The following is a 23,576-nucleotide window of genomic DNA, read 5'->3' as shown; positions in this document are numbered from 1 at the left end:
GGCGGTGTGACACTTCCGGCTGTTGTGGTTGTCGGCAAAGGAGCCGGGTGTGGACCAGGCGGAACTTCGTGCGCTCAGCGACCGGGCGGCAAGGCATGTGCTGAACAAGGAAGGCACCGACGGCGGCCGTCGGGCCGGCTGGCTGATGATCTCCACGATCCTCATCGAGGCGTGGGATCTGTACGCGATCTCGTTCCTGTTGCTGTTCATCAAGAGCGAGCTGCACCCCAGCTCCGCGATGCTCGGCCTGGCCTCGGGCGCGGTACAGGCCGGGGCGCTGCTCGGTGCCGTGTGCGGCGGCTGGATCGCCGACCGGCTCGGGCGGCGACGGGTCTTCATCACGACCATGGTGCTGTTCGTCGTACTCGCGGTCGCGCAGGGCTTCGCGGCGAACATGTGGGAGCTGGTGATCATCCGGTTCCTGCTGGGCTTCCCGCTCGGCAGCGACATCTCGACCGGCTACGCCTACATCATGGAGAGCATGCCCAAGGGCAAACGGGAGGTCATGGGCAACCGCTGGCAGTTCATGTTCGGGCTCGGCGAGATCATCGCGATCATCGTCATCACGATCATGTACCTCTCGGGTGTCGACCACGACCTCCTGTGGCGCATCGGCCTCGCGCTCGGCGCGCTGCCGGCGCTGGCGTTGCTGATCTTCCGGCTCGACGTGCCCGACACCGCGCTCGCGCTCATCCAGCGCGGCCGGTTCGCACAGGCCAAGAAGGTCGCCCGCGACATGTTCGACGACGACCTGGAGATGTTGCCGGACCAGGACTTTCGCATCGAACGGCCGCGCACCAGGGACTTCCTGCGGCATATCTGGGCCGACCGCACCCGGCGCCGGGCGAGCATCTTCGGCTGGATCTCCAACGCGATGCAGGGTGCGGAGTTCTCCGCGTTCGCCTTCTACCTGCCGACGATCCTGGTGCTCACCGGCGTGTCCGGGATCGCCGCGACGAACTTCCTCACCGCGGGGATCTACATCATCGCGACCATCGGCGGGTTCACCGCCCCGCTGGTCACCCCGAAGATCGGGCACCGGGGAATCGCTCGTGTCGGGTACGGGATGGCGTTCGTGTCGCTGCTGCTCGCCGCGCTGTTCCTGCAGGTCGACTGGAAACCGCTGGTACCGCTCGCGGCGGCGGGCCTGATGTTCGGCCACTACTGGGACGCGTCCAACGGGATGACGATCACCTCGATGGTCGCGCCGTCGCGGTACCGCGCCACGGCGTCCGGGTTCGGCTACATCTTCGTGAAGGGGGCGTCCTTCGTGACGATCTTCTTCTTCCCGATCATGTTCGACGCGCTCGGCGTGCCGCTGGCGACGGTGCTCGTCTCGTTGCTGTCGCTGACGGGTTTCCTCGCGGCGCAGTACATCCTGCCCGAGGTTTATGGTTACGTGGAGCAAGAAGAGGCCGAACAGGAGAATGCCGTCCGTGACGCGAGCTGAACGTACCGGCCGTCTGTCCGGAGTCCGGCAGGTGCGCGAACTGGTCCGGTTCCGTTCGTTCGTGCTCGACCCGGTCGAGCGGCGGCTCGCGCGGGCGCTGACCATCGAGGATCTGCGCCGGATCGGCCGCCGCACCACCCCGCGTGCGGTGTTCGAGTACGTGGACGGGGCGGCGGACCGGGAACGGACGGCGGCGCGGAACGTAGCGGCGTTCGAAAGCGCCGTCTTCGTGCCGGAGGCGCTGAACCCCGTGCGCGATCCGGACCTGTCGACGACCCTGCTCGGCCGGAAGATCGCGCTGCCACTGGTGTTCGGCCCGACGGGCTACACGCGCATGATGCACCACGAGGGCGAGGTCGCGGTTGCCCGTGTCGCGGCGCGTAACGGGATCCCGTACGCCCTCTCGACCGTCGGCAGTTCGACCGCGGAGGACGTGCGGCGCGCCGCCCCGGACGGCGACAACTGGTTCCAGCTGTACATGACCAACGACAAGCCGCTCAACCGGAAACTGGTGGACAGCGCGCTGAACGCCGGGTTCGGCACAATGGTGCTCACGATCGACACGGCGGTCGCGGGTCGCCGGCTCAAGGATGTCCGGAACGGGCTCACGATCCCGCCGACGCTGAGCCTGCGGACCTTCCTGGACATGTCGCGCTTTCCCTACTGGTGGTTCAAGAAGCTCATGACGGAGCCGATCAGGTTCGCCTCGCTGGAGGACTTCCCGGGCTCGTCGGCCGACGTGGCGCAGCGGATGTTCGATCCCTCGCTCAGCGAGGAAGACCTCGTCTGGCTTCGCGAGGCGTGGCCGGGAAAGCTTCTGGTGAAGGGGATCCTGCGGCCCGGCGACGCGAAACGGGTGATCGGCCTTGGCGCGGACGGGGTCGTGGTCTCCAACCACGGCGGCCGCCAGCTGGACCGCACCCCGTCGACGCTCGAGGTGCTGGCGAGTATCCGCGCGGCGGTCGGGGACGATGTGCCGGTCCTGCTGGATGGCGGTGTCCGCCACGGCCAGGACATCGCGGCGGCGGTGGCGCTCGGTGCGGACGCGGTGCTGTCGGGCCGCGCCTATCTGTACGGCCTCATGGCGGGCGGGGAACGCGGGGTCAGCCGCGCGCTGCAGATCCTGCGCGAGCAGTACCAGCGCACCCTGCAGCTACTGGGCCTCGACGCGACGGCGAAGCTCTCCGGCGCGCACGTCCATCTGTGACAGCAACAGCAGCGCCGCTTCCGCCGGGGAGCCCGGTGCCGCGCTGTAGAGCAGCATCCGCAGGCCAGGCTGGTCCGGTAGCGCGAGCGCCTCGAACTGGAGGCTGTGCGCACCGACCTCGCGAGGGCGGAAGTGCTTGATGCCGGAAACACCGTTGGTGACCGGGTGTCTTGCCCACAGTGCCGCGAATTCCGGGCTGCGCAGGACGAGTTCGCCGATCAGCTGCGCGAGTTGGCGGTCGTCGGGGTGCCGCCCCGCGACCAGACGCAGCGACGCGACCGCGCGCGCCGCCTCGCCGGTGCTCGGCCAACTCGGCGTCCAACGCCCGATTGAGTACCCGCTGCGTCAGCTGGGTCAACAGCCGGTCCGGGGCCCAGCAGTTGCGCCTGATCGGCATCGGCCCGATCCACAAGCTGCTCGGCCAGCTGTTCGACATCCTGGCGCTCACCAGCGGCGGTGTTGTCCTCGGTCACGGTCCTTCCCCGGTGGCATGCCCTGCGGCCGCGCCACCCTGCCAAAGCACGAGATCAGCTCACACAAAGATCCCTACAGGCCCGGGCCGTGTGCGGTCAGCCGGTTTCGCCGGGGCCGTGTGAGGTCAGGTCGAGAGTGAGGTCGAGGTAGCGCCCGGTCATCCCGGGCTGGGCGGTGATGCCGAACTCGGTGCGGTCGATCCTGGTGGTGGCGCTGGCGGTCAAGCGGCCTCCGGTGAGCTCGCACTGTTCGATCGCGAGCCGTACCGGCCGCTGCGTGCCGCGTACGTCGAGCACCCCGGTCAGCGTCCAGGCGCCGTCTGCGGTGGCCGCGTCCTGTGAGGTGAACCGGATGAGCGGATGGTTGGCGGTGTCGAGGTATTTCGCGGAGCGGACGGTGCGGTCACGGGTAGCGTTCCCGGTTGTGAAGCTGTCGGCGGCGATTTCCGCCTGCGCGGTGGATTCGGTGGGCGGATCGAGCACGCTGATCTCGCCCCCGCGAAGCGCGAACGAGCCGTTGACAGCGCCGAGCCCGAACATGTGCCGGGTCCGGAAGGTGATCGTCGAGAGGTCCGGGTCGAGGCGGTAGTGCCCGGCGGGCGGAATCTGGACGGCGCGCGTGGGTCCTGGCGATGTGGCTGACATTGCGTGTCTCCTGGGTTGGTTGTCGAAGGTCGTTCAGACGGTGACGCGGCGGAGGGTGCCGAAGCCGCCGAGAGCGAGGGCGACGGCCACGAGCGCGAGCATCCCGGTGAACGCGGGACCGGTGACGGTGCTCAGGAAAGCGCCGACGGCGGACCACGACCGGGTCAGCGAGATCGCGGTGAGTGCGGCCAGCACCACGAGCACCTGCGCGCCGACGAACGCCACCGCACCGAACAGGTTCCACCGGCGGTACACGAGCCCGTAACAGATGCCGTAGCAGTAGCACAGCACCAGCAGCACGAACGAGGTCGCCCAGGTCAGATACCAGGGACCGTCGAGGATCCACGGCACCCGGAAGTAATGCATCCGCAGCCCCCAGCCTCCGCTGGCGGTTTCGACGAGTTGCAGCAAGGCGAGCGCGAGCCCGTAGACCACGCTCAGCGCAGCCACCACCAGAACGGTGCCGAGGTAGTAGGTGCGGCGGCTCAGCCCGAGCGCCATCCCGAACGGCAGCGACCGGGTCATGCTGAGCGTGCCGAGGGCGAGCAGGAACGCGAACACCGTGGCGAGCCCGCCGGCGTAGTAGTCATCCGACCCGAGGGGGAGCACCGCGGCGACGGCTACGTTGACCGCCCACGTGAACGTCACGATGAGCGCCGGCAGCCCGACGTAGTTCATCCGGTTTACCAGGTGATAGCGAGCGACTTTCAGCAGGGTGTTCATGCGCTCACCTTCTCCTCGCCGTCCCGGCCGGCGGCGAGGACCAGGAGTTGTTGCAGCGACAGCGGTTCCAGTGCGAGGCGCAGTGCGTGCGCGCGTGCGGTGTCGTCCGCGTCGAGGCGGCCGCTGAACGTGATGGAGGCGCGCGAGCCCAGGTGTTGCCGACGCCAGACCGCGCGCCCGGCCACGAACTCCTCGACCGCGACGGCCGGGCCGCTCACGGTCGCGGCGGTGCCGCGGACGTCTTCGGAGGGGGCGTCGAGGACGACCCGGCCGCGTTCGAGCACCACGAGGTGCTCCAACAGGCCGGCGACCTCGTCGACCAGATGCGTGGAGAGCACCACCGTGCGCGGATGTTCGGCGACGTCGGCCAGCAGGCGGTCGTAGAACAGCCGCCGTGCCACCACGTCCAGCCCGGCGTACGGCTCGTCGAACAGGGTCAGTTCGGCGCGGGAAGCCAGGCCGATGACGAGACCCACCGCCGAGCGCATCCCGCGGGAGAGTTTCCTGATCGGCCGCCGCGGCGGCAGCCCGAACTCGGACAGCAGTTGACCGGCCAACGCGCCGTCCCAGTTCGAGTAGAACCAGGAGGCGGCGGCGATCGCATGCCGGACCTGGATGTCCGGATAGGTCTGGTCCTCGCGGACGAACACGATGCGGCGCAGAACCGCGTCGTTCTCCGTGGGCGGCTCACCGAACACCCGGACGCTGCCGGCCGTGGGGAATTCCAGGCCCGCGACGATGCGCAACAGTGTGGTCTTGCCCGCTCCATTGCGGCCGAGCAGCCCCGTGACCGTGCCTGGCGCCACGGTCAGGTCCACGCCTTCGAGGCCGAGCTGATCGCGGTAGCGGCGCCCCAGACCGCTCGTGGAGATCGCCGGAATCATCTGCTGCTCCCCCCATTGCGCCAGTCCGCACCCTTGACCAGGGACATGACGGTGTCGAAGTCGATACCCAGCCGCTTGGCCTCCGCCAGCATGGGCTCCAGAAAGGTTTCGGCGAAGCGTTTTCGGCGCTGCGCCAGCAACTGCTCGCGCGCGCGTGCCGCGACGAACATCCCGATCCCGCGGCGCTTCTCCAGTACGTTTTCGTCCACCAGCAGGTTGATGCCCTTCGCGGCGGTCGCCGGATTGATCCGGTGGAAAGCGGCCAGCTCATTGGTCGACGGCACCCGCGCCCCCTCCTTCAGTACCTCGTCGACGATGTCGTCGGCCAACTGTTCGGCGATCTGCATGAACAGCGGCCTCCCCTCGTCGAACGCCGGCATCTGCTACCCCTCTGGTTCAGAGGTTAATTACTCTACTAATGTACCCTGTAACCGGGGTGAGTGCAACCCTGGGCGCGAGCGTCCTTTTCGGACGCGAGCGGCCAGGAGCGAAGGCTGTTAGCCTTACCCGGTATCCGTATGCTCCACTTCGTCGAGAGCACGGGAGGCCAGGTGGGTGGTGTGGTCGCCGCGCTGGTTGCCGTGGTCGCGCTGGTCGCCGCCGGCTACGGGATTTCGCGCTTGGTCCGGCTGGCTCCCGCCGCGCGCGACCTGCGCCCGTTCCTGTCCGGCGGCGAGCCCGGTGAGCACGCGGTCTCCCGGTACCACGTGCGGTGGTACGCGGTCACGATGCTGTTCCTCGCGTTCGACATGGAGATGGTGTTCATGTACCCGTGGACGCTCGTCGTCGCGGAGATCGGCACCGCGGCGGTCGTGGAGATGTTCCTTTTCCTGACGCTGCTGTTCGCCGGCGTCTGGTATGCGTGGCGGGAGGGGGCCCTGCGGTGGACCTGACCACGTGGCTGCTCGGCCGGACTCCCGCCCGTCCGCTGGTCGCGGCGGTCCCCGGCGGTACGGGTGCCCGCCTCGCCGTGGAGCGGGAGATCCGGGTGCGCGGCTGGGTTCCCGCGCTGAGCCCGGCCGAAGCCACCATGCTGGTCGTCGCCGGAGCGCCGGACAGTGCGACGGAGGCGGGCGTCGAGGCGGTGTGGCGCCAGATTCCCGCGCCTCGTGCCCGCGTGGATGTGGCCGACCCGGGCGAGGTCGCCCGTGCGCTGGATCGGGCCGAGCGCGTTCTGCGGTCACCGGAGCATCAGCGAGACGCTGGGGCGGAAACCCACCAATCCGGTGGCGGGACGCATCCCGCCGATCACGACGTGGGTGGCCGTGACTTGCCCGGCCACGGCATGGGCCAGATGGGCGAGCACGGCATGGGCGGTGGCCACGGCATGAGTGGCCACGGCGCGGGCGGGCATGACATGACCGGCCACGAGATGCACATGGGCGGGATGGAGATGCCGGGCGGGATCGGGATGGCCGACCGCGCGCCCGACCGGGACGGGCTCCGGCTCGACCGGCTGACATTCCGACTCGGTCCGGTCCTGGCGGCGTGGCCCGAGGGGCTTGTGTTGCGTGTGGACCTTCAGGGCGACGTCGTCCAGGAAGCCACTATCGAGCGCAGCCCGGGCAGCACGGCTCAGTTCTGGGAAACCCTCGGCGAAATCCCCCGACTCGCCGCGTGGCGGCTCGACAGTTGCGCCCGGCTGCTGACCCTCGCTGGGTGGGACGCAGCCGCGATCACCGCCGCGCGGCTGCGCGACGACATCCTCGCGGGGGAGCGGCCGTCGGCGGCCTTCGCCCGGTGGGCGCGCCGGGTCCGGCGTTCCCGCGTGCTGCGGTGGTCGTTGTCCGGCCTCGGCGTGCTCGACGGCGGCGACGTCCGGGGCCGGTTGCTGCGCTGGCTCGACGAGGCGGAAGCGGATCTGCGCTCACCGGACCGGTTCCCCGCGCACGACCCCGGACCCGCCGCGGCGCTCCCGGGTCTGCTGACCGGGGCCGAACTCGCCTCCGCCCGGCTGATCATCGCCAGCCTCGACCCGTACCCGGGCGGCCGCCCATGATCGACCGGCTTCCGTTCTGGGGCGGCCTGCTGCTGCCCGCCGTCCTGCTGGCGCTCGCCTGGGCCGGGGCGGCGTGGGACTCGGTGCTGCGGGCGCGCCTGGCTGGCGCGCCCGCCGCGCCCGCAGCGCCGGTGCGCGCGGTGGCCGGACTGCTGGTGCAGCAGCGCCGGACGACGCTGGCGGCCGACGGGTTGCTGTGGCGGGGCGGACTCATCGCGCTGGTGGTCGCCGGGGTGCTGGCTTCGCTCGTGACCCCGCTCGGGCGCTGGGCCGTTGCCGACTTCCCGGTCGGGATCGTGTGGTTCAACGCGATGGAGGTGGTGGCCTGGGCCGCGGTGTGGCTGGCCGGATGGGGCGCGAACTCGGCGTACGGGCTGGTCGGCGGGTACCGGTTCCTCGCACAGGGGCTCGCCTACGAACTACCGCACATGTTCGCGCTCACCACCGTGGCCCTGGGGGCCGCTTCGCTGCGGGTCGCGGATGTCGTGGCGGCCCAGGGTTCGGTGTGGTTCGTGGTGTCGATGCCCGTCGCGTTCGCCGCGTACCTGCTGTCCGTGCTCGCGATGGCGTTCTGGGGTCCGTTCCACACGCCGGTGGGGGCGGACGTCGCGGGCGGGGTACTCGCCGAACTGTCCGGAGTGGACCGTCTGCTGCTGGTCACGGGCCGCTGGCTGCTCCTGGTCTCGGGCGCCGCCTTCGCGGTCCCGCTGTTCCTCGGCGGCGGCGCGGGGCCGGTGCTGCCGTCGTGGCTGTGGTCACTGGTCAAGACGCTGGCGGTGCTCGCGGCCCTGGTGTGGGTGCGCAGGCGGGTCCCAGCGGTGCGGATGGAACGGTACGAGGAGTTCGCCTGGCTCGTATTGATCCCGCTGACGCTGCTGCAGGCGCTCGTCGTGGCACTCGTGGTGCTGGCGCGGTGAGAGAGGAGACCGGACCGAATGTGGGCGCAAATCCTGTTCTGGCTCTGCGCGGCCGGATCGGTGGCGACCGGGATCGCCGTGTTCCGGGTGGACTCGATGGCCAGGGCGACCTTCGCGCTGCTGGCCTCGTTCGTCTTCGCCGCGGGCACGGTGCTGTTGCTGAACCTCGCCTACCTGGGGGTGCTCGTGATCCTCATGATGATCATGGAGATGGTCATCATGGCGGTGTTCATGATCATGTACATGATGAACCCGGCCGGGCTCATGCCGATGTCCATGGTGCACAACCAGAAGGGCGCGCTGGTGATCGCCGGTGCGGTGTTCGCCGCATTGACCACCGGGATCTTCCTCGTGCCGTGGCCGTCGCCGGCGGGCCGCCCGCCCGCGGACGCCACTCGCGCGCTCGGTGAGGCGCTGATGGGTTCGAAGATGCTCGTGATGATGGTGCTCGGGCTGGGCCTGTTCGCCACGATGGTCACCACCGTCGTCCTGGCCACCCAGCGCGGCCGCTACGACCGCTACGGCGACCGGCTCGATGCCGCCAAACCGGACGATCCGGTACCCGGAGGGCTGAACCGGTGATCCTGCAGGCGTTCCTCGTCCTGGCCGCGGCCCTGTTCAGCGTCGGGCTCTACGGCGCGCTGTCGCAGCAGTCCATCGTGATGATCATGATGGGGCTCGAGTTGATGGCCGCGGCCGTGATCGTCGCCGCGGCCGCGTTCTGGTACTTCGTCTCACCCGCCCGCCCGGACGGCCAGGTCGTGGTGGTGGTCGCGCTCGTGCTGATGGCGGTGGACATGGCGGCCGGGTTCGCGGTGACGACGGCGATCTTCCGCCGTCGCGACCTGGACGTGACCGACTCGGCCACGGATCTCAAGGGCTGATGCCGGTGATCCTCTGGTTCCTCGTCGCGGTGCCGCTGGTGGCCGGGGCCTCGCTCCTGGTCGCGGGGCACGCCGCCGACCGCGTCGCCGCCCTCCTCGGTGTGACCGTGGCGGCCGTGACCGGGGTACTGGCCATCGTCGCGGCGGTCACGAGGCCGGCGGTCTCCGTGCCACTGCTCGCGGGCATGCCCGCCGGCCTGGCGGTCGACGGGCTTTCGGCCGTCCTGGTGGTGACCGTCGCCGCGGTGCTGATCGCGGTGCTCGTGTTCGCCGCCGGTGAGTTCGGCAGCGCCCGCTTCCACGGGCTGATGCTCGTGTTCGCCGCCGCCATGCTGGTGACCGTCACCGCGCGGGATCTCGTGGTGCTGCTGATGGCGTGGGAAGTGATGGGCGCCTGCTCCTACGCGCTCATCGGCTTTCACTGGCGGGAACGGCGGCCGGCAGTCTCCGGCGCCGTCGCGTTCCTGACCACCAGGGCGGCGGATCTCGGGATGTACTTCGCGGCCGGTGCGGCGCTGGCCGGTGGTGTGGGCGGGCTTTCGCTGGCGGGCCTGCCGGGAGCGGCTGGGGGATGGCGGGACGCGATCGCGGCCGGGCTGGTCCTCGCGGCGGTCGGCAAATCCGCCCAATTGCCGTTCAGTTTCTGGCTGTCGCGCGCGATGGACGGCCCCAGCCCGGTGTCGGCGCTGCTGCACTCGGCCACGATGGTGGCCGCCGGGGCGTATCTGCTGCTGCGGATCGAGCCGCTGCTCGCCGCGACCGGCTGGGCGGCCACCGTGGTCGCGTGGGCTGGAGCAATCACCGCGCTGGCGCTCGGCGCGGTCGCGGTCGCGCAGCGCGATCTGAAGCAGGTACTCGCGGCCTCGACGTGTTCCCAGATCGGTTTCATGGTGCTCGCCGCGGGCGTGAGCGGCGTGGCGGCCGGGACGGGTCAGCTCGTGGCGCACGCGGCGACCAAGAGCCTGCTGTTCCTCGTCGCGGGGGCCTGGCTCATCGCGCTCGACACCAGGGATCTCGAGCGGCTGCGGGGAGCGGCACGCCGGTTTCCCTTCCTGGGTACGGTTTTCACGATCGGGGCGCTCGCGCTGGCCGGGGTGCCGCCGCTGTCGATCTGGGTGACCAAGGACGCAGTGCTCACCGCCGCGCTGGCCGATTCCCCGGCCCTGTATGCGGTCGGGCTGGCGGCCGCACTGGTCAGCGGCGCGTACGTCGGCCGTGTCCTGGCGATCCTGTGGCTGCCCGCGGAACCCGGGCCCGGCCGGCCACTGAGCGCGCTGCTGCTCGGGCCGCTGCCCGTGCTCGCCGCCGCCGCGGCCCTGCTCGGTCTCGGCGGTCTGCCCGGACCTCGCCGGTCGTTCGAGGGACTCGTCGGCAGTGCGGAGCCTGCCTCGGGCTGGGCGGAGCTGCTGGTGTCGGGCGTGATCGCGATCGCCGGGGTGCTGGCCGCGGCGGCGTGGACGCGGTCGCGCAGTCTGGCGGGCACGGCCGTGCTCGCGGGCTGGTTCGGGCTCGAAGGGTTCGCGCGCCGGTTCGTCGCAGTCCCGGCGCTCCGGTTCGGCACGGCGCTCGCCCGGTTCGACGACCGGGTGGTGGACGGGGGCGTGCGCGCGGCGGCGGCGACCGGGGCCGCGCTCGGGCGCCTGGCCGACACCCGGATCGAGTGGTCGGTCGACGGTGTGGTCCGTGGTGTGGCACGCGCGACGGCCGCGCTCGGGCGCCTCGCGTCGAGACCGCAGACCGGGCGCCTGCACCAGTACTACGCCCAGGCCGCGGTCGGGCTGGGTGTGCTCGCGATACTCCTGATCATCCTGAACGTGAGGTGAGGCGTGCTCAGCCTGGTGGTGTTCCTGCCGCTGGTGGCCGCGGTGCCGCTCGTCGTGGCGCCCCGCGTTTCCGCCCGGTTCGTGCGCTGGTGGTGGATCGCCGTCGCCGCGGCCGATCTCGGGCTCGTGATCGCGTTGTGGGTGCGCTATCCCGGCAGCGGTTACGCGGGAGAGGTCGATCTGCGGTGGATCCCGAGCGTCAGCTCCGGGTACCACATCGGGGTCGACGGGCTGAGCCTGCCGCTCGTCGCGCTGACCGCGAGCCTGTTCCTCGCGTGCGCGGTGTACTCGCTGCGGCAGGAGTCCCGGGTGCGCTTGTTCACCGTGCTGTTCCTGTTCCTGGAAACCGTCAGCCTCGGCCTGTTCGCGGCGCTCGACCTGATCCTGTTCTTCGTGTTCTTCGATCTGTCCATTGTGGGCATGTACTTCGTCATCGCCGGCTGGGGCCACCGGGACGCCACGCGCGCCGCGACGAAGTTCTTCCTCTACACCTTCATCGGCTCGCTCGCGCTGCTGGTCGGGTTCATCGCGCTGTATCTGACCGCGAACCCGCATACGTTCGACATCGTCGAGCTCACCCGGCAGGCGCCGCTGGCCGGGCGAGGCTGGCTCGCGGGCGGTGTGCTGCTCGCACTCGGCCTCGGCTTCGCGATCAAGACCCCGACCGTGCCGTTCCACACGTGGCTCCCGCCCGCGCACACCGAAGCCCCGGCCGCCGGGTCGGCGATCCTGGCCGGGGTGCTGCTGAAGATGGGCACCTACGGGTTCGTCCGGATCGCGATGCCGATCCTGCCGGACACCTGGCGGCGGTACGCGGTGGTGTTCGTCGTAGTCGGGGTGGTCAGCGTCCTGTACGGCGCGTTCGTCGCGCTGGGGCAGCGGGACTTCAAGCGGATGATCGCCTACACCTCGGTCAACCACATGGGTTACATCGTCCTCGCGGTCGGCGCCGCGGGTCTCGTCGCCGGCTCCACCGCCGATGCCCGCCGGCTCGCGGTGACCGGGGCGGTCACGCAGATGGTCAGCCACGGTCTCATCACGGGCGCGCTGTTCTTGCTCGCCGGCGTGCTCTATGAGCGTGGCGGCACGTACGACATGGATCGCTACGGCGGGCTGGCGGCCGCCGCGCCACGGTTCGCCGGGCTCACCGCCGTGGCCGCGTTCGCGTCGCTCGGGCTGCCGGGATTTTCCGGGTTCATCGCCGAGTTCCAGATCTTCACCGGCGCGCTCGGCGTGGCTCCGGTCGCCACGGCGCTGGCCCTGCTCGGCATCCTGGTGACGGCCGCGCTGTTCCTGCGGGCGTTCCGGAAGGTGTTCCTCGGCGCGTCCCAGGGGCCCGGCCCGATAGCGGATCTGACGGCGGCGGAAGGGTTTTCGATCGCGCCGCTGCTGGTGCTCGCGGTGGTCGTCGGCGTGTTCCCGCGGTTCCTGCTCGACCTGATCGAGCCCGCGTCGCAGGCGGTGCTCGACCTGCTGGGCCGGTGAGCACGATGAACGAGAACCCGGCGGCGCTGCTGCCCGAGATCGTGCTGGCGGTGGCCGCGGTGGTGGCGTTGCTGCTGGGGTCCTACCTGCCGCGCCGCCGCCAGTGGCCGGTCCGGCTGCTCATCGTGCTCGCGTGTGCGGCGGCCCTCGCCGTGACCGGGGCCCGCTGGTCGCGACCGGACACCACGGTGTTCGGCGGCAGCTACGCGATCGACGTCGCGACCAACGCCGCACGCGCGATCGTGCTCGTCGCGGTGCTGATCACGGTGGGCGTCACCGCGGCCGCGTTCGCCGGTGCCGCCCGCGAAAGCGAGTTGTACGTGCTGATCCTGCTGGCGGCGCTGGGCGGCATCGTGCTGGCCGGGGCGAACGACCTGATGATGCTGGTGGCCGGGTACCTGCTCGCGAGCATCCCGCTCTACGCGCTGGCCGGTTTCGCGAAGGACGACACGGGGACCGAGGCCTCGCTGAAGTTCTACCTGCTCGGCGCGTTGCTGGGGATCACCATGCTGGCCGGTGCCACCGTCGTGTTCGGCGTCGGCCGCGCCACCGGCTACGGCGAACTCGAACTCGCCTCCGCGCCGTCCGCCGCGGTGGCCGTGGGGTTCGTCGGCGTGCTCGGCGGGCTGCTGTTCAAGATGGGCGCGGTCCCGGCGCAGTTCTGGGTGCCCGACGTCACGGAGGGCACCAGGCCACCGGTCGCGGCGTTCCTCACCACGGTGCCGAAGATCGGTGCGGTGATCGCCGCCTATCGGCTCGTGGTGTCCGCCTTCGGGCATTGGGCGGCGGACTGGTCGCTGCTGCTCGCGATCATCGCCGCGGTCACCATGACGCTGGGCAATCTCGCCGCGTTCTTCCAGCGCGACGTGCGGCGGCTGCTGGCTTATTCGACGATCAGCCAGGTCGGCTACCTGCTGATGGCCGTCGCCGTGGCTGGGCGCGGGGCGCTCCCGCTGCCCGCCCTCTTGCTTTACCTCGCCGCGTATGCCGTGACCAATCTCGGTGCCTTCGCGGTGGTGTGCGCGCTGCCCGGCGTCACCGCGATCGAGGACTACCGCGGTCTGCTCGGCCGCCGCCCGTGGCTTGCCGTCAGCCTCGCCGTCTGCCTGCTCGGGCTCGTCGGCACCCCGCCGACGGGAGTGTTCGCCGGAAAGCTGACCGTGTTCACCGCGGCGTTCGGCGGCGGGTACGCCTGGCTGGTCGCCGTCGCCGCGGTCAACACGGTGGCCAGCGTCTTCTATTACCTGCGCTGGATCGCCCCGGCCGTGCGCGGCGGGTCGCCCGCCGTGGCCGCAGGCGAGAAGTGGGCCGCCGTGACGGCGTACGTGTGCGCGGGCGGCTCGGTCGCGGTGGGGCTGCTCGCGGGCCCGCTGCTCGCGCTGTTCCGGGGTGGGCTCATCCTGCGCTGAGCACAGTCACTGATCGCTTCCGGTCACGACGAAGGCCCCGGCCATCCCGGCCGCGGCGTGGCCGGGCACCGGGCAGAGGTACTGGTACCGGCCGGGGACGCCGGCGGTGAACGTCTCGGTGGCGGTGCTGAGGCCGGCCGGGCTCGCCTGGGCCAGCGTCCACACGGCGGCCCCGGGGAACGATGGAACCGTGGTCATCATCGGCATCGGGCCGGCGGCGGCTTGCCCGGACGTCACGACCAGGCCGTGTGGCATGTCGTCGTCGGCGTTGACGACCTCGATGCTCACGCGCGCGCCTCGCGGGATCTCGATGACCGGATTGGTCATCCCGGCGACGCCGAAGGTGTACATACCTTCGTCTGGCGGGCTCGCCACGGCGGTGAACGCGACCGTCGAAGTGTGGAAGACCAGCGTGTTCCCGGCGCTGTCGACACTCGCGCCGGCAGGCACCCGGGCGGCCAGCCCGGCCGCGCTGCCGTCGCTGACGATCCCACCACGCGCGGGCGTGGCGCCCATCATCGGTCCGTACGCGGCCGTGCCAGGCCCGGTCGTGGTCAGTGCGATGGTCCCGGCGATCGCGAGCGCGCCGGCTGCGAACACGGCACCAGCGATGGCGAGTTGTCGGCCGCGCATGTCAGCCCTTTTCCGCGGTGTTCCCGGAACAGAGCCTCAGGCGCGCACACGCTTCGGCGGTAGGGACCTCCGTCCCGCGAGGCGAGGACCGAGGCCAGACTCCGCTACACTAGGGCGATCGTTCAGGGCGATTGACCAGGGAGCGGTGATGACGAGGAGAATCGTGGTCTGCGGGGCCGGTATCGCGGGGCTCGCGGTGGCCCACCGGCTGGCGGCCGACGGCGCGGAGGTCGTGGTGCTGGAACGGGCGCCGCGACCGAGGACGCAGGGGTACATGATCGACTTCTTCGGGCCGGGCTACGACGCCATGGAAGCCATGGGCCTCGAGCCCCGGCTGCGCGAAGTGGGGTACCCGTTCACCGAAGCCACCTATTTCGACGAGCGCGGACGGCGCCGTGCCGGACTCCGCTACGACCAGTTCGCCACGGCGATCGGCGGCCGCCTGCTGAGCATCATGCGACCCGATCTCGAGCAGGTGCTCCGTGAGGCGTTGCCGGTCGGGGTGCGCCTGCGTTTCGGGACGAGCCTCACGGGCGTGCGCAACGAGGCCGGGGGAGTCGAGGTGGAACTGGCCGGCGGCGAAACCATCGAGGCCGACCTGCTCGTCGGCGCCGACGGGATCCATTCCACGGTGCGGCGCCTGGTTTTCGGGCCGGAGCGGGAGTTCTTCCGGTACCTGGGGTTCCACACGGCCGCGTTCCTGGTCGAGGACGCGGAGATCCACCGCGTGGTGGCGAACCGGTTCGGTCTCACCGACACGGTGGACCGTCAGATGGGCTTCTACGGTCTGCGAGACGGCCGGGTCGCCGTGTTCGCCGTGCATCGCGAGAGTGACCCCCATCTGCCGCACGACGCGCGCGAAGCCGTCCGCCGCGCCTACGGCTCGCTCGGCTGGGTCGCGCCGCGGGTGCTCCAGGAGTGCCCGCCCGCCGGCGAGGTGTACTACGACCAGGTCGCGCAGATCGAGATGCCGGAGTGGAGCGCCGGGCGGGTGACCCTCGCCGGTGACGCCTGCCAAGCGGTGTCGCTGCTCGCCGGTCAGGGCGCTTCGCTCGCGATCGCGGGCGCGTACGTGCTGGCCGATCAGCTGGCCACGGCGGGGCCGATCGAGGCGGCACTGGCCGGCTACGAACGGCTGTGGCGACCGGTGGTCATCGAGAAGCAGCAGGCCGCCCGGCGCGGTGTGCAGTGGTTCCTGCCCGGTTCGCGACTCCAGTTGCGGATGCGCCGGATCGCGCTGAAGCTCGCCCGTCTCCCCGGGATCGACCGGTACGTCGCGGGCACGCTCGCCGGGAAGTCGACCACGCTCATCGGCCAGCTCGCCCAAGCCCGCGACCAGCGCCAGCCGGTGCGCTGACGTGGGGAGGACTCTGCCCGGGTGGGCGGACGCCCGTTCCCGCCCGTGTCGACCACCGTCCGGACATGCCCGGTAACGTGCAAGACGCGACGTGTCACGGCTTGACGTTACGGAGGAACTGGGATGGCGGAACAGGAACTGGGGGTCCGTGACCTGGACCTGGACAAGCCGAACTCGGCCCGCGTGTACGACTATCTGCTCGGCGGCACCCTCAACTACGCGATCGACCGTGAGTTCGCCGAGAAGGTGATCGAGCAGCTCCCGCGGGCCCGCCTGATCTGCCGGCTGAACCGGGCGTGGCTGCAGCGGGTCGTGCGCTTCGGGCTCGACCAGGGGATCCGTCAGTTCCTCGACGTCGGCTCCGGGATGCCGGCCGTGGGTCACGTGCACGAGATCGCGCACGCGCGTGATCCGGAGGCGCGCGTGGTCTACGTCGACAACGAGCAGGTGGCGATCGCGCACAGCGAGCGAGTCCTCGACGGCAACGAGTACGCCGCGATGGTCCCCGCGGACGGCGAGCACCCCGAGGACGTGCTGGCTCACCCCACCAGCCGGCGGCTACTCGACCTCTCGCAGCCGGTGATGGTGATCCTGGCGGCGTTCGTGCATTTCATCCCGCCCGAGCGCGACCCGGCCGGGCTGATCGCCCGCTATCGCGACGCGCTGGCCCCGGGCAGCTACCTCGCGGTCTCCTCCGATACCGGCGACGAGCAGGACGAAGAGATGTACCGCGCGGTGGAGATGTACAAGAACACCACGAACCCGCTGTACCTGCGCGGGCGCGACGAGATCGGGGCGCTGATGGACGGGCTCGACATCGTCGAACCCGGCGTCGTGTTCACCCCCCAATGGCGGCCCGATCGCACCGAGGACGTCGGCGACCGTCCCGAGGAGGCCGGCATCCTGGCCGCGGTCGGGCGCGTCAGCTGACCGGGACCCTGACGACAGGGGGCAGCGGCTCGCGGTTGGTGAAGCGCAGCTGGGGCAGGTCCTCGCCCCGAGCCCAGGCATTGAACGCCTTGAGGTAAAGGGTGACGTGCTCGCGGGTGTCGCGGCGTTTGAGCACCTGGCCGGCCTGCTTGCGGGCGAGCCGGAACATGTGGTTGCGGAACGTCAGGCGCGGGTCCGCGCGCTTGAGGCCGGCGCCGCCGATGATGCCCTCGAACCAGTCGTCGAGGTCGGCGCCCTTGTTGGCGTCGTGGACGAGGTAGCTGGCGGCGCCGGCCGCGGACTTGATCATCGCGGCCTCGGCGGCGATCCGCTCACCGAGCTTGACGTACTCGCGGATCGTCGGGTTCGCTTCGAGGGTTTCGACGATCTGGTGGTTGGTGACCAGGGCATTGGCGCCGGACCAGCTGACCTCCGGGCGGTTCTGGTACAGCCACACGGTGCGCAGCATCGAGGCGAGCATGTGGCTGTTCGTCTCGCCCTCGATGGCCAGCGCGTCGGCGGCATTGCGCTTGCGCCCGGTGTCGAGCACGTCGAACGTGTCCGGCGGGACGTCGGTGAACACGGTCAGTTCCACCGGAAGGTCGGCTTCGATGATCGCGGCGAGCCGGTGCTGGCCGTCGACGAGCACCCCGTTGGCGTCGAAGGCGATGCCCTGGTGAGTCACCCTCCAGTCGCCGCGCCGCATGGCCTCCGCGAACGAACGCACCAGTGGCCTGGACAGAGGCCGGTTGGCGGTATTGGCGGCGAGCATCTCCTCCGCCTTCTTCGGGGTGATCTTCTGGATCCTGGTCCGCATTGTGGGTGACTCCTCTGCCGGCCGTCGTCGCCGGCAATTATGCCAACTCACCACGTACCCGGCTCGCCGGTTCGGCGCGCCGAGTCTCATGTGGACCTACTTGGTCAATCTGCTGATCGACAACCAACGTCCCCGAGTGAGCTACCGCCGGTTCAGCTGAGCGCGTCCAGTGCCTTGCGCAACCGTGTGGCGGCCTCCGTGGCGACCGGTTCGAAGCCGGATTCGCCGGTCGCGCTGACCATGATCTCCGGATCGAGTGCCTCGACGAGCGTGCCGCCCTCGGTCTCCCGTACGACCACATTGCACGGCAGCAGCAGCCCGATCTGCCGGTCGACGCCGAGCGCGCGATGGGCGAGTGGCGGGTTGCAGGCGCCGAGGATCACGTACCGCTCGGTCTCTTCGCCGAGCTTCTCGCGCATGGTCTTCTGCATGTCGATCTCGGTCAGCACCCCGAAGCCCTGCTCCTTGAGCGCGGCACGGGTCCGTTCGACCGCCTCGTCGAAGGGCACGCCGACCCGAACGCTGATACCGATGTCCATGGGACCTCCTCGCCGTGTACCGGGAATGCGTTCCCGGTCTCCTGTGTTCTAACCTCAAGATACCCCTACAGGTATATCCGGGAGAGTGAGATGGCAACCGTAGAGCTGACCAAGGAGAACTTCAACGACGTCGTCGGGGCCGACGGCATGGTGCTCGTGGACTTCTGGGCGTCGTGGTGCGGGCCGTGCCGGATGTTCGCGCCCGTGTACGACCGCGCGTCGCAGCAGCACACCGACATCGTCTTCGGCAAGGTGGACACCGAGGCGGAGCAGGAACTGGCCGGCGCGTTCGGGATCTCCTCGATCCCGACGCTCATGATCATCCGCGACGGTGTGGTGCTGTACGCGCAGCCGGGTGCGCTGCCCGAACAGGCGCTGGAGCAGCTGATCGAGCAGGCCCGCGGGGTGAACATGGACGAAGTACGCGAACAGGTGGCCGCGCAGCAGAGCTGAATCGGGTATGGTGATACCCCTGGGGGTAGAAACAGGGAGGTTGCGGTGAAGTTCGAGGCGGACGAGCTGTCCGACGTGGTGAAGCGGTTGCGGCGGGCGCAAGGGCAGATCGGCGGGATCATCCAGATGATCGAATCCGGCCGGGACTGCCAGGACGTGATCACTCAGCTGGCCGCCGCGTCCCGCGCGCTGGACCGGGCCGGGTTCAAGATCATCTCGACCGGAATGGACAAATGCCTGGTGGACGAGCGCGCCGGAGCCCCGGAGGCCGAGGCCAACCGGGCGCAGCTGGAGAAGTTGTTCCTCAGTCTCGCCTGATCTCCGGCTGCGTCAGGCAGCCCGGGGGCAGGTGGAACCACCGCAGCTCCTCGAAGTCGGCAGCCAGGCCCGTCGGCCCGCTCTCGATGCCGTCGGGCCTGGCTTCGAGGAGTTCACGCGCGTGCAGGAGCTGTTTCGGCAGCACGTCCTCATCGGCCTGGATCCGGTGGTGCGGGTAGACGAGCCTGCCCTCGCCGTCGTAGCGCAGGTCGCTCAGGCGTAGCGCGGGGCCGGCGGGGCCGGCGCGGTGCCGCCACAGCCCGGTGTGCGGTTCGAAGGTGTAGTCCGGCAGGAGCCGGTGACCGAGCCGGGCGAGCAGGTCCACGGCGTCGATGAGGTAGTCCCGCACGGCGTCGGAGATGAAGTAGTTGAAGTTGACCCGGGTCCAGCCGGGTTTGATCCCTTCGCAGCCGGCCGACACCTCGCGCTCGAAGGCGTGCGAATGCTCGGTGTCGATGGACAGCAGGCGATGGCCGTAGGGCCCGGCGCACGAGCAGCCGCCGCGTGCCTGGATCCCGAGCAGGTCGTTGAGCAGGGCCACCACGTAGTTGTGGTGCAGGTACGAGCCGGCCACGTGGATCCGGAACGACACGATGGACAGCCTGCGCGCGTGCCGGTTGCCCAGCAGTTCGATGTTCGGGTTCGCCTCCCAGCGTTCCAGCGCACGCCGCCACAACCGCTCCTCGCGAGCCTGGATGACGTCGGTGCCCACCGCCTGCTTGAGCCCGAACACCAGACCGGCGCGGATGGACTCGATGATCGCCGGTGTCCCGCCTTCCTCGCGGGCGACGGGATCGTCGAGGTACTGGTGACCGAGCGGGTCGACGAAGGCCACCGTGCCGCCGCCCGGAATCGTCGGCACGCGGTTGGTGACCAGTTCGCGCCGCACCACGAGCACGCCCGGGGTCTGCGGTCCGCCGGCGAACTTGTGCGGTGACAGGAATATCGCGTCCTTGTGATCCCCGCGTCCCGGCGCGCTCTCGGCGACCCGGATCGGGACGTACGGCCCGGCCGCGGCGTAGTCCCAGAACGACAGCGCGCCGTGCTCGTGCAGCAGCGCGGCGATCCGGTCGGCGTCCGAGAGCAGGCCGGTCACGTTGGAGGCGGCCGAGAAGCTGCCGATCCGAAGTGGACGGTCACGGTAGCGGACGAGTTCGCCGGCCAGCGCGGCGAGGTCGATATGGCCGTCGGGGTCCTCGGGAATGACCACCACGTCGGCGATGGACTCACGCCAGGGCAGTTCGTTGGAATGGTGCTCGAACGGGCCCACGAACACCACGGGCCGCTCGCCGGGCGGGATCCGTTCGGTCAGCTGGTATCGCTCGTCGAGCCCGGCGGGCAGGCGCAGTTCGAGGATGCCGACGAGCTTGTTGACCGCGGCCGTCGCCCCCGAACCGCAGAAGATCACCAGATCGTTCTCGCCGCCGCCCACCGCGTCCCGGATGAGCCGGCGGGCGTCCTCGCGGAGCACGCCCGTCTGCAGCCCGGTCCCGGAGCTTTCGGTGTGCGTGTTGGCGTAGCGGGGGAGCACCTGCTCGCGCAGGAAGTCCTCGATGAAGTCCAGTGATCGCCCGGACGCGGTGTAGTCGGCGTACACCACCTTCGCCGGGCCATACGGCCCGTCCAGCACCTCGCCGTCACCGATGATCCCGTGCCGGATCCGCTCCAGCAAAGGGGTTGCGTCCTCGGTGAGCAGGTGGACGTACTCGCGGTCGCCGAGCAGTTCCAGCCGGCGGCGCAGCACCGGGTTGTCGGAGGACTGGCTGTGATGGCAGGCGATGGCCTGCCACTGCAGCGCGCGGTCGACCTTCAGCGGCCGGGACAGTTCGCGTTCCGGCCGGCCGGCGAAGCGAGCGCCGAACTCCTCGTTCAGGGTGGTCGCGACCTGTTCGGGCAATGCCCAGGCCAGCACGGGCAGACTGTCGGCGGCGGCGAGCGCGGCTTCGGTCGCCCGCCGGTGATCCGGGTGGCCGGTGATGCCGCCGGTGTCGAAGACCAGCAGGTGCGTCGGCCGGAACCGGCGGATCGCGGCCCGTACCTGGCCGGCGAGTTCCGTCAGCGGGACCTCCGCGAGACGGCCGTCGGGATAGTCGAGGAGGCTGGTCGTCTCGACCTCGAGCACCTTCGCCGCGGCGGTGAGTTCGGCGGACCGGATGGTGGCCAGTTCTCCGGGCCCGTCGTGCAGAGTCGACGCTTCGCCGCGGGTGAAACACAGCACGGCCGACGCCGCGCCACGGGCCGTCAGCGACCCGAGCAGCGCGCCGAGGCCGAACGACTCGTCGTCGGGATGCGCCACCACGACCAGCACGCGCCGGACGTCGTCAAGCAGGGACTCCATCGTTCCCATAGTACCCGTGGGGGTATGTCCGGGAAGGGTCCGTGTTCCCGTGATCAGGGGACCGAAGTCCGTGGCCGCCACGGCCGGGCCGGCGCACGCTCGGGGCGAGCGACGGAAGAGGGATGACATGAGCTACGGCAACGTGGTCCGGGAAGAGCTGCGCAAACCCACGCGCGAGCTGCGGCACGCGATCCCCGGGGTGTACGAGGGCTACCGGCACCTGCACGACGCCGCGCTGGCCGCCGGTGCGGTGGACGCGAAGACGAAAGAACTGATCGCGCTGGCGATCGCGGTGAGCAAGGAATGCGATGGTTGCATCGCCGCCCACGCGCGCGGCGCCGTCCTCCAGGGCGCCGAGCCCGCCGAAGCCGCCGAGGCCATCGGCGTGACTTTCCTGATGAACGGCGGTCCGGCGACCGTCTACGGTGCTCGCGCCTACGCGGCCTTCGAGGAGTTCTACGCGGCGCGCGACGAGCGTGATCGCTCACCCGCGTCCCAAGCCGGCCAGCAGCTCGCGCCATGAGGGGGCCTGCGCGTCCCGGGCGCTGACCTGGCTCACCGGCAGCGGCCAGGCGATCGCGAGGTCGGGGTCGTCGTACCGGACGGCGAGGTCCTCCGACGGATCGTGCGGCCGGTCGATGCGGTAGCAGACGTCCGCGGTGCCGGACAGCGCCTGGAACCCGTGCAGCATCCCGGGCGGCACGTACAGGTGCGCGAACTGGGTGTCGTCGAGCCGGAACTCGCACCGGCGCCCGAAGGTGGGCGAGTCCGGCCGGATGTCGATCACGGTGTCGAGCACCGCCCCGTGGGCGCAGCGCACCAGCTTCGCCTCGCCGCGTCCGGACCGGCCGTGCAGCCCGCGCACGACCCCGAGCTTCGAGCGGGACTGCGAGTCCTGAGCCTCGGGGCCCAGTTCGATCCCGTGCTCGCGGGCGATCGCGGCGTCGAAGGTGCGGGTGAAGAACCCGCGGTCGTCGTGGTGGGGTTGCGGGCGGAACACGAACACGCCCGCGATCTCGGTTTCGGTGACCTGCACGGCTAAGTTGCTCCTGTCGGTGGAATGTCGAGCTCCGGGAGACCCCATGCCATCATGCCGGTCCTGCGGCACGACCGCGGGCGGGTACGTCCTCGATCTCGGCGAGCAGGCGCCCTGCGACCTGTTCCCGCTCGCGACCGACCCTGGTCCAGACCCGCTGTTCCGGCTGCGCATGTGGCTGTGCGGGCAGTGCTCGCTCGCCCAGCTCGTCGAGGATCCGGGCACCGCCGAGGAACCCGCCGGAGTCGAACCGCGGGCACTGACCGAGCAGGCCGCCGACGCGGTCCGCGCGCTGACCGCCGCCGGGATCGCGCGGCCGGGCGCGACGGTGGTCGAGTACGGCAGCCCGCACGGCGGCTCGTGGCTTCCGTTGCTGCGCGCGGAAGGTATGCGCGAAGCCGGTCCTGGCGAGCGGGCCGACCTCGTGCTGGACTGCTTCGGGCTGATGCACGAACCGGACCAGCGGGCCGCGATGGCGGCGCGCGCCGGGCGGATCGCGCCGGGCGGCGCGCTGCTGATGCAGTTCCACTCGCTGGCGTCGATCCTCGCGCAGCGGCAGTGGAACGCGTTGCGGCATGGGCATTTCGCCTACTACTCGACGCCGGCCGCGGTCACGCTCGCGGGCACGGCGGGGCTGCGTCCCGGCCGCAGCTGGTCGTTCCCGCTCTACGGCGGCACGGTACTGCTCGAGCTCGGCCCGGACGCCGAGCCCGCCCCCGGCACCGAAGACCTCCTGCGCCACGAGACCGCCTCGGGCGTGACCGACCCGGAGGCGGTCGCCGGGCTCGGGCGCGCGGCGCGCGAGGGTGCCGGCCGGTTGCGCGAGCAGCTCACCGAGTACGCGAAGGCGGGCCGGCGGGTGCTCGGCTACGGCGCCGCGTCCCGGGCGGTCGCACTGCTGCGGCACGCGCGCATCGATGCCGGACTGTTGCCGGCCATTGTGGATGTTTCCGCCGCCAAACACGGGCGCCGGATGCCGGCGAGCACGATTCCGATCGTCGGCCCGGAGGTCTTGCGGCGCGATCCTCCGGACGCGCTGCTGCTGTTCGTGCCCGATCTTCTGGCGGAGGTGCGGGCGGCCTTCCCGGCCCTCGACAACAATCACTGTGAGTGGCTCGTTGCGTAGCGTATTCGCGCAGGTCAGGGAACGTCGGACCACGAAAGCATTACGTGGTGTTCCAACTTTCACCCAATAGGGGTCAGGCTCTCACCTAGTTGCGCGTAACACTGAAGGGTGTCACCCCTATAGTCACGGT

The 23,576-nt window shown here is 70.5% G+C and carries 26 protein-coding genes; 16 read left to right on the top strand and 10 right to left on the bottom strand.

Features of this window, described 5'->3' with window-relative positions; translation table 11 throughout:
- The first annotated feature begins 49 nt into the window (after positions 1-49).
- Both FG385_RS12105 and FG385_RS12100 read left to right on the top strand, forming a co-directional pair.
- Positions 50-1,450, top strand: a complete 1,401-nt coding sequence (locus FG385_RS12105) for an MFS transporter (RefSeq protein ID WP_200834416.1) — start codon at positions 50-52, stop codon at positions 1,448-1,450.
- Positions 1,428-2,657: an alpha-hydroxy acid oxidase gene (locus tag FG385_RS12100; protein WP_139096778.1), complete on the top strand. Its 1,230-nt coding sequence runs from the start codon at positions 1,428-1,430 to the stop codon at positions 2,655-2,657. Before FG385_RS12105 ends, FG385_RS12100 begins: the two co-directional genes overlap by 23 nt.
- Here the strand turns inward: FG385_RS12100 and FG385_RS35590 are convergent.
- From FG385_RS35590 to FG385_RS12080, 5 genes are all read right to left on the bottom strand, one after another.
- Positions 2,604-2,987: an MmyB family transcriptional regulator gene (locus FG385_RS35590; protein ID WP_160148781.1), complete on the bottom strand. Its 384-nt coding sequence runs from the start codon at positions 2,985-2,987 to the stop codon at positions 2,604-2,606. The two genes, FG385_RS12100 and FG385_RS35590, sit on opposite strands and share 54 nt — an antisense overlap.
- Before the next feature lie 239 nt (positions 2,988-3,226).
- Positions 3,227-3,775 (bottom strand): YceI family protein, encoded by a 549-nt coding sequence (locus tag FG385_RS12095; RefSeq protein ID WP_139096777.1) that lies wholly within the window; start codon positions 3,773-3,775, stop codon positions 3,227-3,229.
- Between the two features lie 33 nt (positions 3,776-3,808).
- On the bottom strand, positions 3,809-4,498 hold the full coding sequence (locus FG385_RS12090) for an ABC transporter permease (protein WP_139096776.1): 690 nt from the start codon (positions 4,496-4,498) through the stop codon (positions 3,809-3,811).
- Positions 4,495-5,382 (bottom strand): ABC transporter ATP-binding protein, encoded by an 888-nt coding sequence (locus tag FG385_RS12085; RefSeq protein ID WP_139096775.1) that lies wholly within the window; start codon positions 5,380-5,382, stop codon positions 4,495-4,497. The genes FG385_RS12090 and FG385_RS12085 overlap by 4 nt, the downstream gene beginning before the upstream one ends.
- Positions 5,379-5,762, bottom strand: coding sequence for a GntR family transcriptional regulator (locus FG385_RS12080; protein WP_139096774.1), 384 nt, complete (start codon positions 5,760-5,762; stop codon positions 5,379-5,381). The genes FG385_RS12085 and FG385_RS12080 overlap by 4 nt, the downstream gene beginning before the upstream one ends.
- 138 nt (positions 5,763-5,900) lie before the next feature.
- Between FG385_RS12080 and FG385_RS12075 the strand changes: the two genes are divergently transcribed.
- Genes FG385_RS12075 through FG385_RS12040 form a run of 8 tightly spaced genes read left to right on the top strand, consistent with a single transcriptional unit; the run spans position 5,901 to position 13,899 of the window.
- Positions 5,901-6,275 carry an NADH-quinone oxidoreductase subunit A gene (locus FG385_RS12075; protein ID WP_139096773.1) on the top strand — a complete coding sequence of 125 codons (375 nt, stop codon included), beginning with the start codon at positions 5,901-5,903 and terminating at the stop codon, positions 6,273-6,275.
- Entirely contained in the window at positions 6,266-7,381 is a 1,116-nt protein-coding gene (locus tag FG385_RS12070) for a hypothetical protein (protein WP_139096772.1), read from the top strand. Before FG385_RS12075 ends, FG385_RS12070 begins: the two co-directional genes overlap by 10 nt.
- On the top strand, positions 7,378-8,298 hold the full coding sequence (locus tag FG385_RS12065) for a complex I subunit 1 family protein (RefSeq protein WP_139096771.1): 921 nt from the start codon (positions 7,378-7,380) through the stop codon (positions 8,296-8,298). The genes FG385_RS12070 and FG385_RS12065 overlap by 4 nt, the downstream gene beginning before the upstream one ends.
- Before the next feature lie 18 nt (positions 8,299-8,316).
- Positions 8,317-8,880 (top strand): NADH-quinone oxidoreductase subunit J, encoded by a 564-nt coding sequence (locus tag FG385_RS12060; protein ID WP_139096770.1) that lies wholly within the window; start codon positions 8,317-8,319, stop codon positions 8,878-8,880.
- Entirely contained in the window at positions 8,877-9,182 is a 306-nt protein-coding gene (locus FG385_RS12055) for an NADH-quinone oxidoreductase subunit NuoK (RefSeq protein WP_139096769.1), read from the top strand. The genes FG385_RS12060 and FG385_RS12055 overlap by 4 nt, the downstream gene beginning before the upstream one ends.
- On the top strand, positions 9,182-11,005 hold the full coding sequence (locus tag FG385_RS12050) for an NADH-quinone oxidoreductase subunit 5 family protein (protein ID WP_235022528.1): 1,824 nt from the start codon (positions 9,182-9,184) through the stop codon (positions 11,003-11,005). The genes FG385_RS12055 and FG385_RS12050 overlap by 1 nt, the downstream gene beginning before the upstream one ends.
- Positions 11,006-11,008: 3 nt before the next feature.
- The gene (locus tag FG385_RS12045) at positions 11,009-12,490 is read left to right on the top strand and encodes a complex I subunit 4 family protein (RefSeq protein WP_139096768.1); all 1,482 of its coding nucleotides are present in this window, start codon (positions 11,009-11,011) and stop codon (positions 12,488-12,490) included.
- A 5-nt stretch (positions 12,491-12,495) separates the two neighbouring features.
- Complete coding sequence (locus tag FG385_RS12040; protein WP_139096767.1) at positions 12,496-13,899, top strand: NADH-quinone oxidoreductase subunit N; 1,404 nt, start codon at positions 12,496-12,498, stop codon at positions 13,897-13,899.
- A gap of 6 nt (positions 13,900-13,905) precedes the next feature.
- Here FG385_RS12040 and FG385_RS12035 read toward each other — a convergent pair whose 3' ends face one another.
- On the bottom strand, positions 13,906-14,532 hold the full coding sequence (locus FG385_RS12035) for a sulfocyanin-like copper-binding protein (protein ID WP_139096766.1): 627 nt from the start codon (positions 14,530-14,532) through the stop codon (positions 13,906-13,908).
- 148 nt (positions 14,533-14,680) lie between these two features.
- Between FG385_RS12035 and FG385_RS12030 the strand changes: the two genes are divergently transcribed.
- Complete coding sequence (locus tag FG385_RS12030) at positions 14,681-15,889, top strand: FAD-dependent oxidoreductase (protein WP_139096765.1); 1,209 nt, start codon at positions 14,681-14,683, stop codon at positions 15,887-15,889.
- Between the two features lie 123 nt (positions 15,890-16,012).
- Positions 16,013-16,819 carry an SAM-dependent methyltransferase gene (locus FG385_RS12025; protein ID WP_139096764.1) on the top strand — a complete coding sequence of 269 codons (807 nt, stop codon included), beginning with the start codon at positions 16,013-16,015 and terminating at the stop codon, positions 16,817-16,819.
- Here FG385_RS12025 and FG385_RS12020 read toward each other — a convergent pair.
- Together FG385_RS12020 and FG385_RS12015 are read right to left on the bottom strand one after the other, a co-directional pair.
- Positions 16,812-17,636 (bottom strand): hypothetical protein, encoded by an 825-nt coding sequence (locus FG385_RS12020; RefSeq protein WP_139096763.1) that lies wholly within the window; start codon positions 17,634-17,636, stop codon positions 16,812-16,814. The genes FG385_RS12025 and FG385_RS12020 overlap by 8 nt on opposite strands.
- A gap of 152 nt (positions 17,637-17,788) precedes the next feature.
- The gene (locus FG385_RS12015) at positions 17,789-18,175 is read right to left on the bottom strand and encodes a DUF302 domain-containing protein (RefSeq protein ID WP_139096762.1); all 387 of its coding nucleotides are present in this window, start codon (positions 18,173-18,175) and stop codon (positions 17,789-17,791) included.
- A 90-nt stretch (positions 18,176-18,265) separates the two neighbouring features.
- Between FG385_RS12015 and trxA the strand changes: the two genes are divergently transcribed.
- Both trxA and FG385_RS12005 read left to right on the top strand, forming a co-directional pair.
- A complete protein-coding gene (trxA, locus tag FG385_RS12010) occupies positions 18,266-18,628 on the top strand; it encodes a thioredoxin (protein ID WP_139096761.1) in 363 nt (120 codons plus the stop codon).
- 45 nt (positions 18,629-18,673) lie between these two features.
- The gene (locus FG385_RS12005; RefSeq protein WP_139096760.1) at positions 18,674-18,946 is read left to right on the top strand and encodes a metal-sensitive transcriptional regulator; all 273 of its coding nucleotides are present in this window, start codon (positions 18,674-18,676) and stop codon (positions 18,944-18,946) included.
- Here FG385_RS12005 and FG385_RS12000 read toward each other — a convergent pair.
- On the bottom strand, positions 18,933-21,284 hold the full coding sequence (locus FG385_RS12000) for an aminotransferase class V-fold PLP-dependent enzyme (RefSeq protein ID WP_160148774.1): 2,352 nt from the start codon (positions 21,282-21,284) through the stop codon (positions 18,933-18,935). The two genes, FG385_RS12005 and FG385_RS12000, sit on opposite strands and share 14 nt — an antisense overlap.
- Positions 21,285-21,411: 127 nt before the next feature.
- Between FG385_RS12000 and FG385_RS11995 the strand changes: the two genes are divergently transcribed.
- On the top strand, positions 21,412-21,807 hold the full coding sequence (locus tag FG385_RS11995; protein WP_139096758.1) for a carboxymuconolactone decarboxylase family protein: 396 nt from the start codon (positions 21,412-21,414) through the stop codon (positions 21,805-21,807).
- On the opposite strand, the gene FG385_RS11990 is transcribed toward FG385_RS11995, so the two are convergent.
- Positions 21,769-22,320 (bottom strand): dTDP-4-dehydrorhamnose 3,5-epimerase family protein, encoded by a 552-nt coding sequence (locus tag FG385_RS11990; protein WP_139096757.1) that lies wholly within the window; start codon positions 22,318-22,320, stop codon positions 21,769-21,771. The genes FG385_RS11995 and FG385_RS11990 overlap by 39 nt on opposite strands.
- Positions 22,321-22,366: 46 nt before the next feature.
- Here FG385_RS11990 and FG385_RS11985 point away from each other — a divergent pair, with 46 nt between their 5' ends.
- On the top strand, positions 22,367-23,446 hold the full coding sequence (locus FG385_RS11985; RefSeq protein ID WP_139096756.1) for a class I SAM-dependent methyltransferase: 1,080 nt from the start codon (positions 22,367-22,369) through the stop codon (positions 23,444-23,446).
- Positions 23,447-23,576 lie beyond the last annotated feature (130 nt).

This window comes from Amycolatopsis alkalitolerans, assembly GCF_006152065.1.
GTDB classification, from domain to species: Bacteria; Actinomycetota; Actinomycetes; order Mycobacteriales; family Pseudonocardiaceae; genus Amycolatopsis_E; species Amycolatopsis_E alkalitolerans.
Note: the sequence above shows the minus strand (reverse complement) of the source record. Positions and strands in the feature narration are given on the sequence as shown.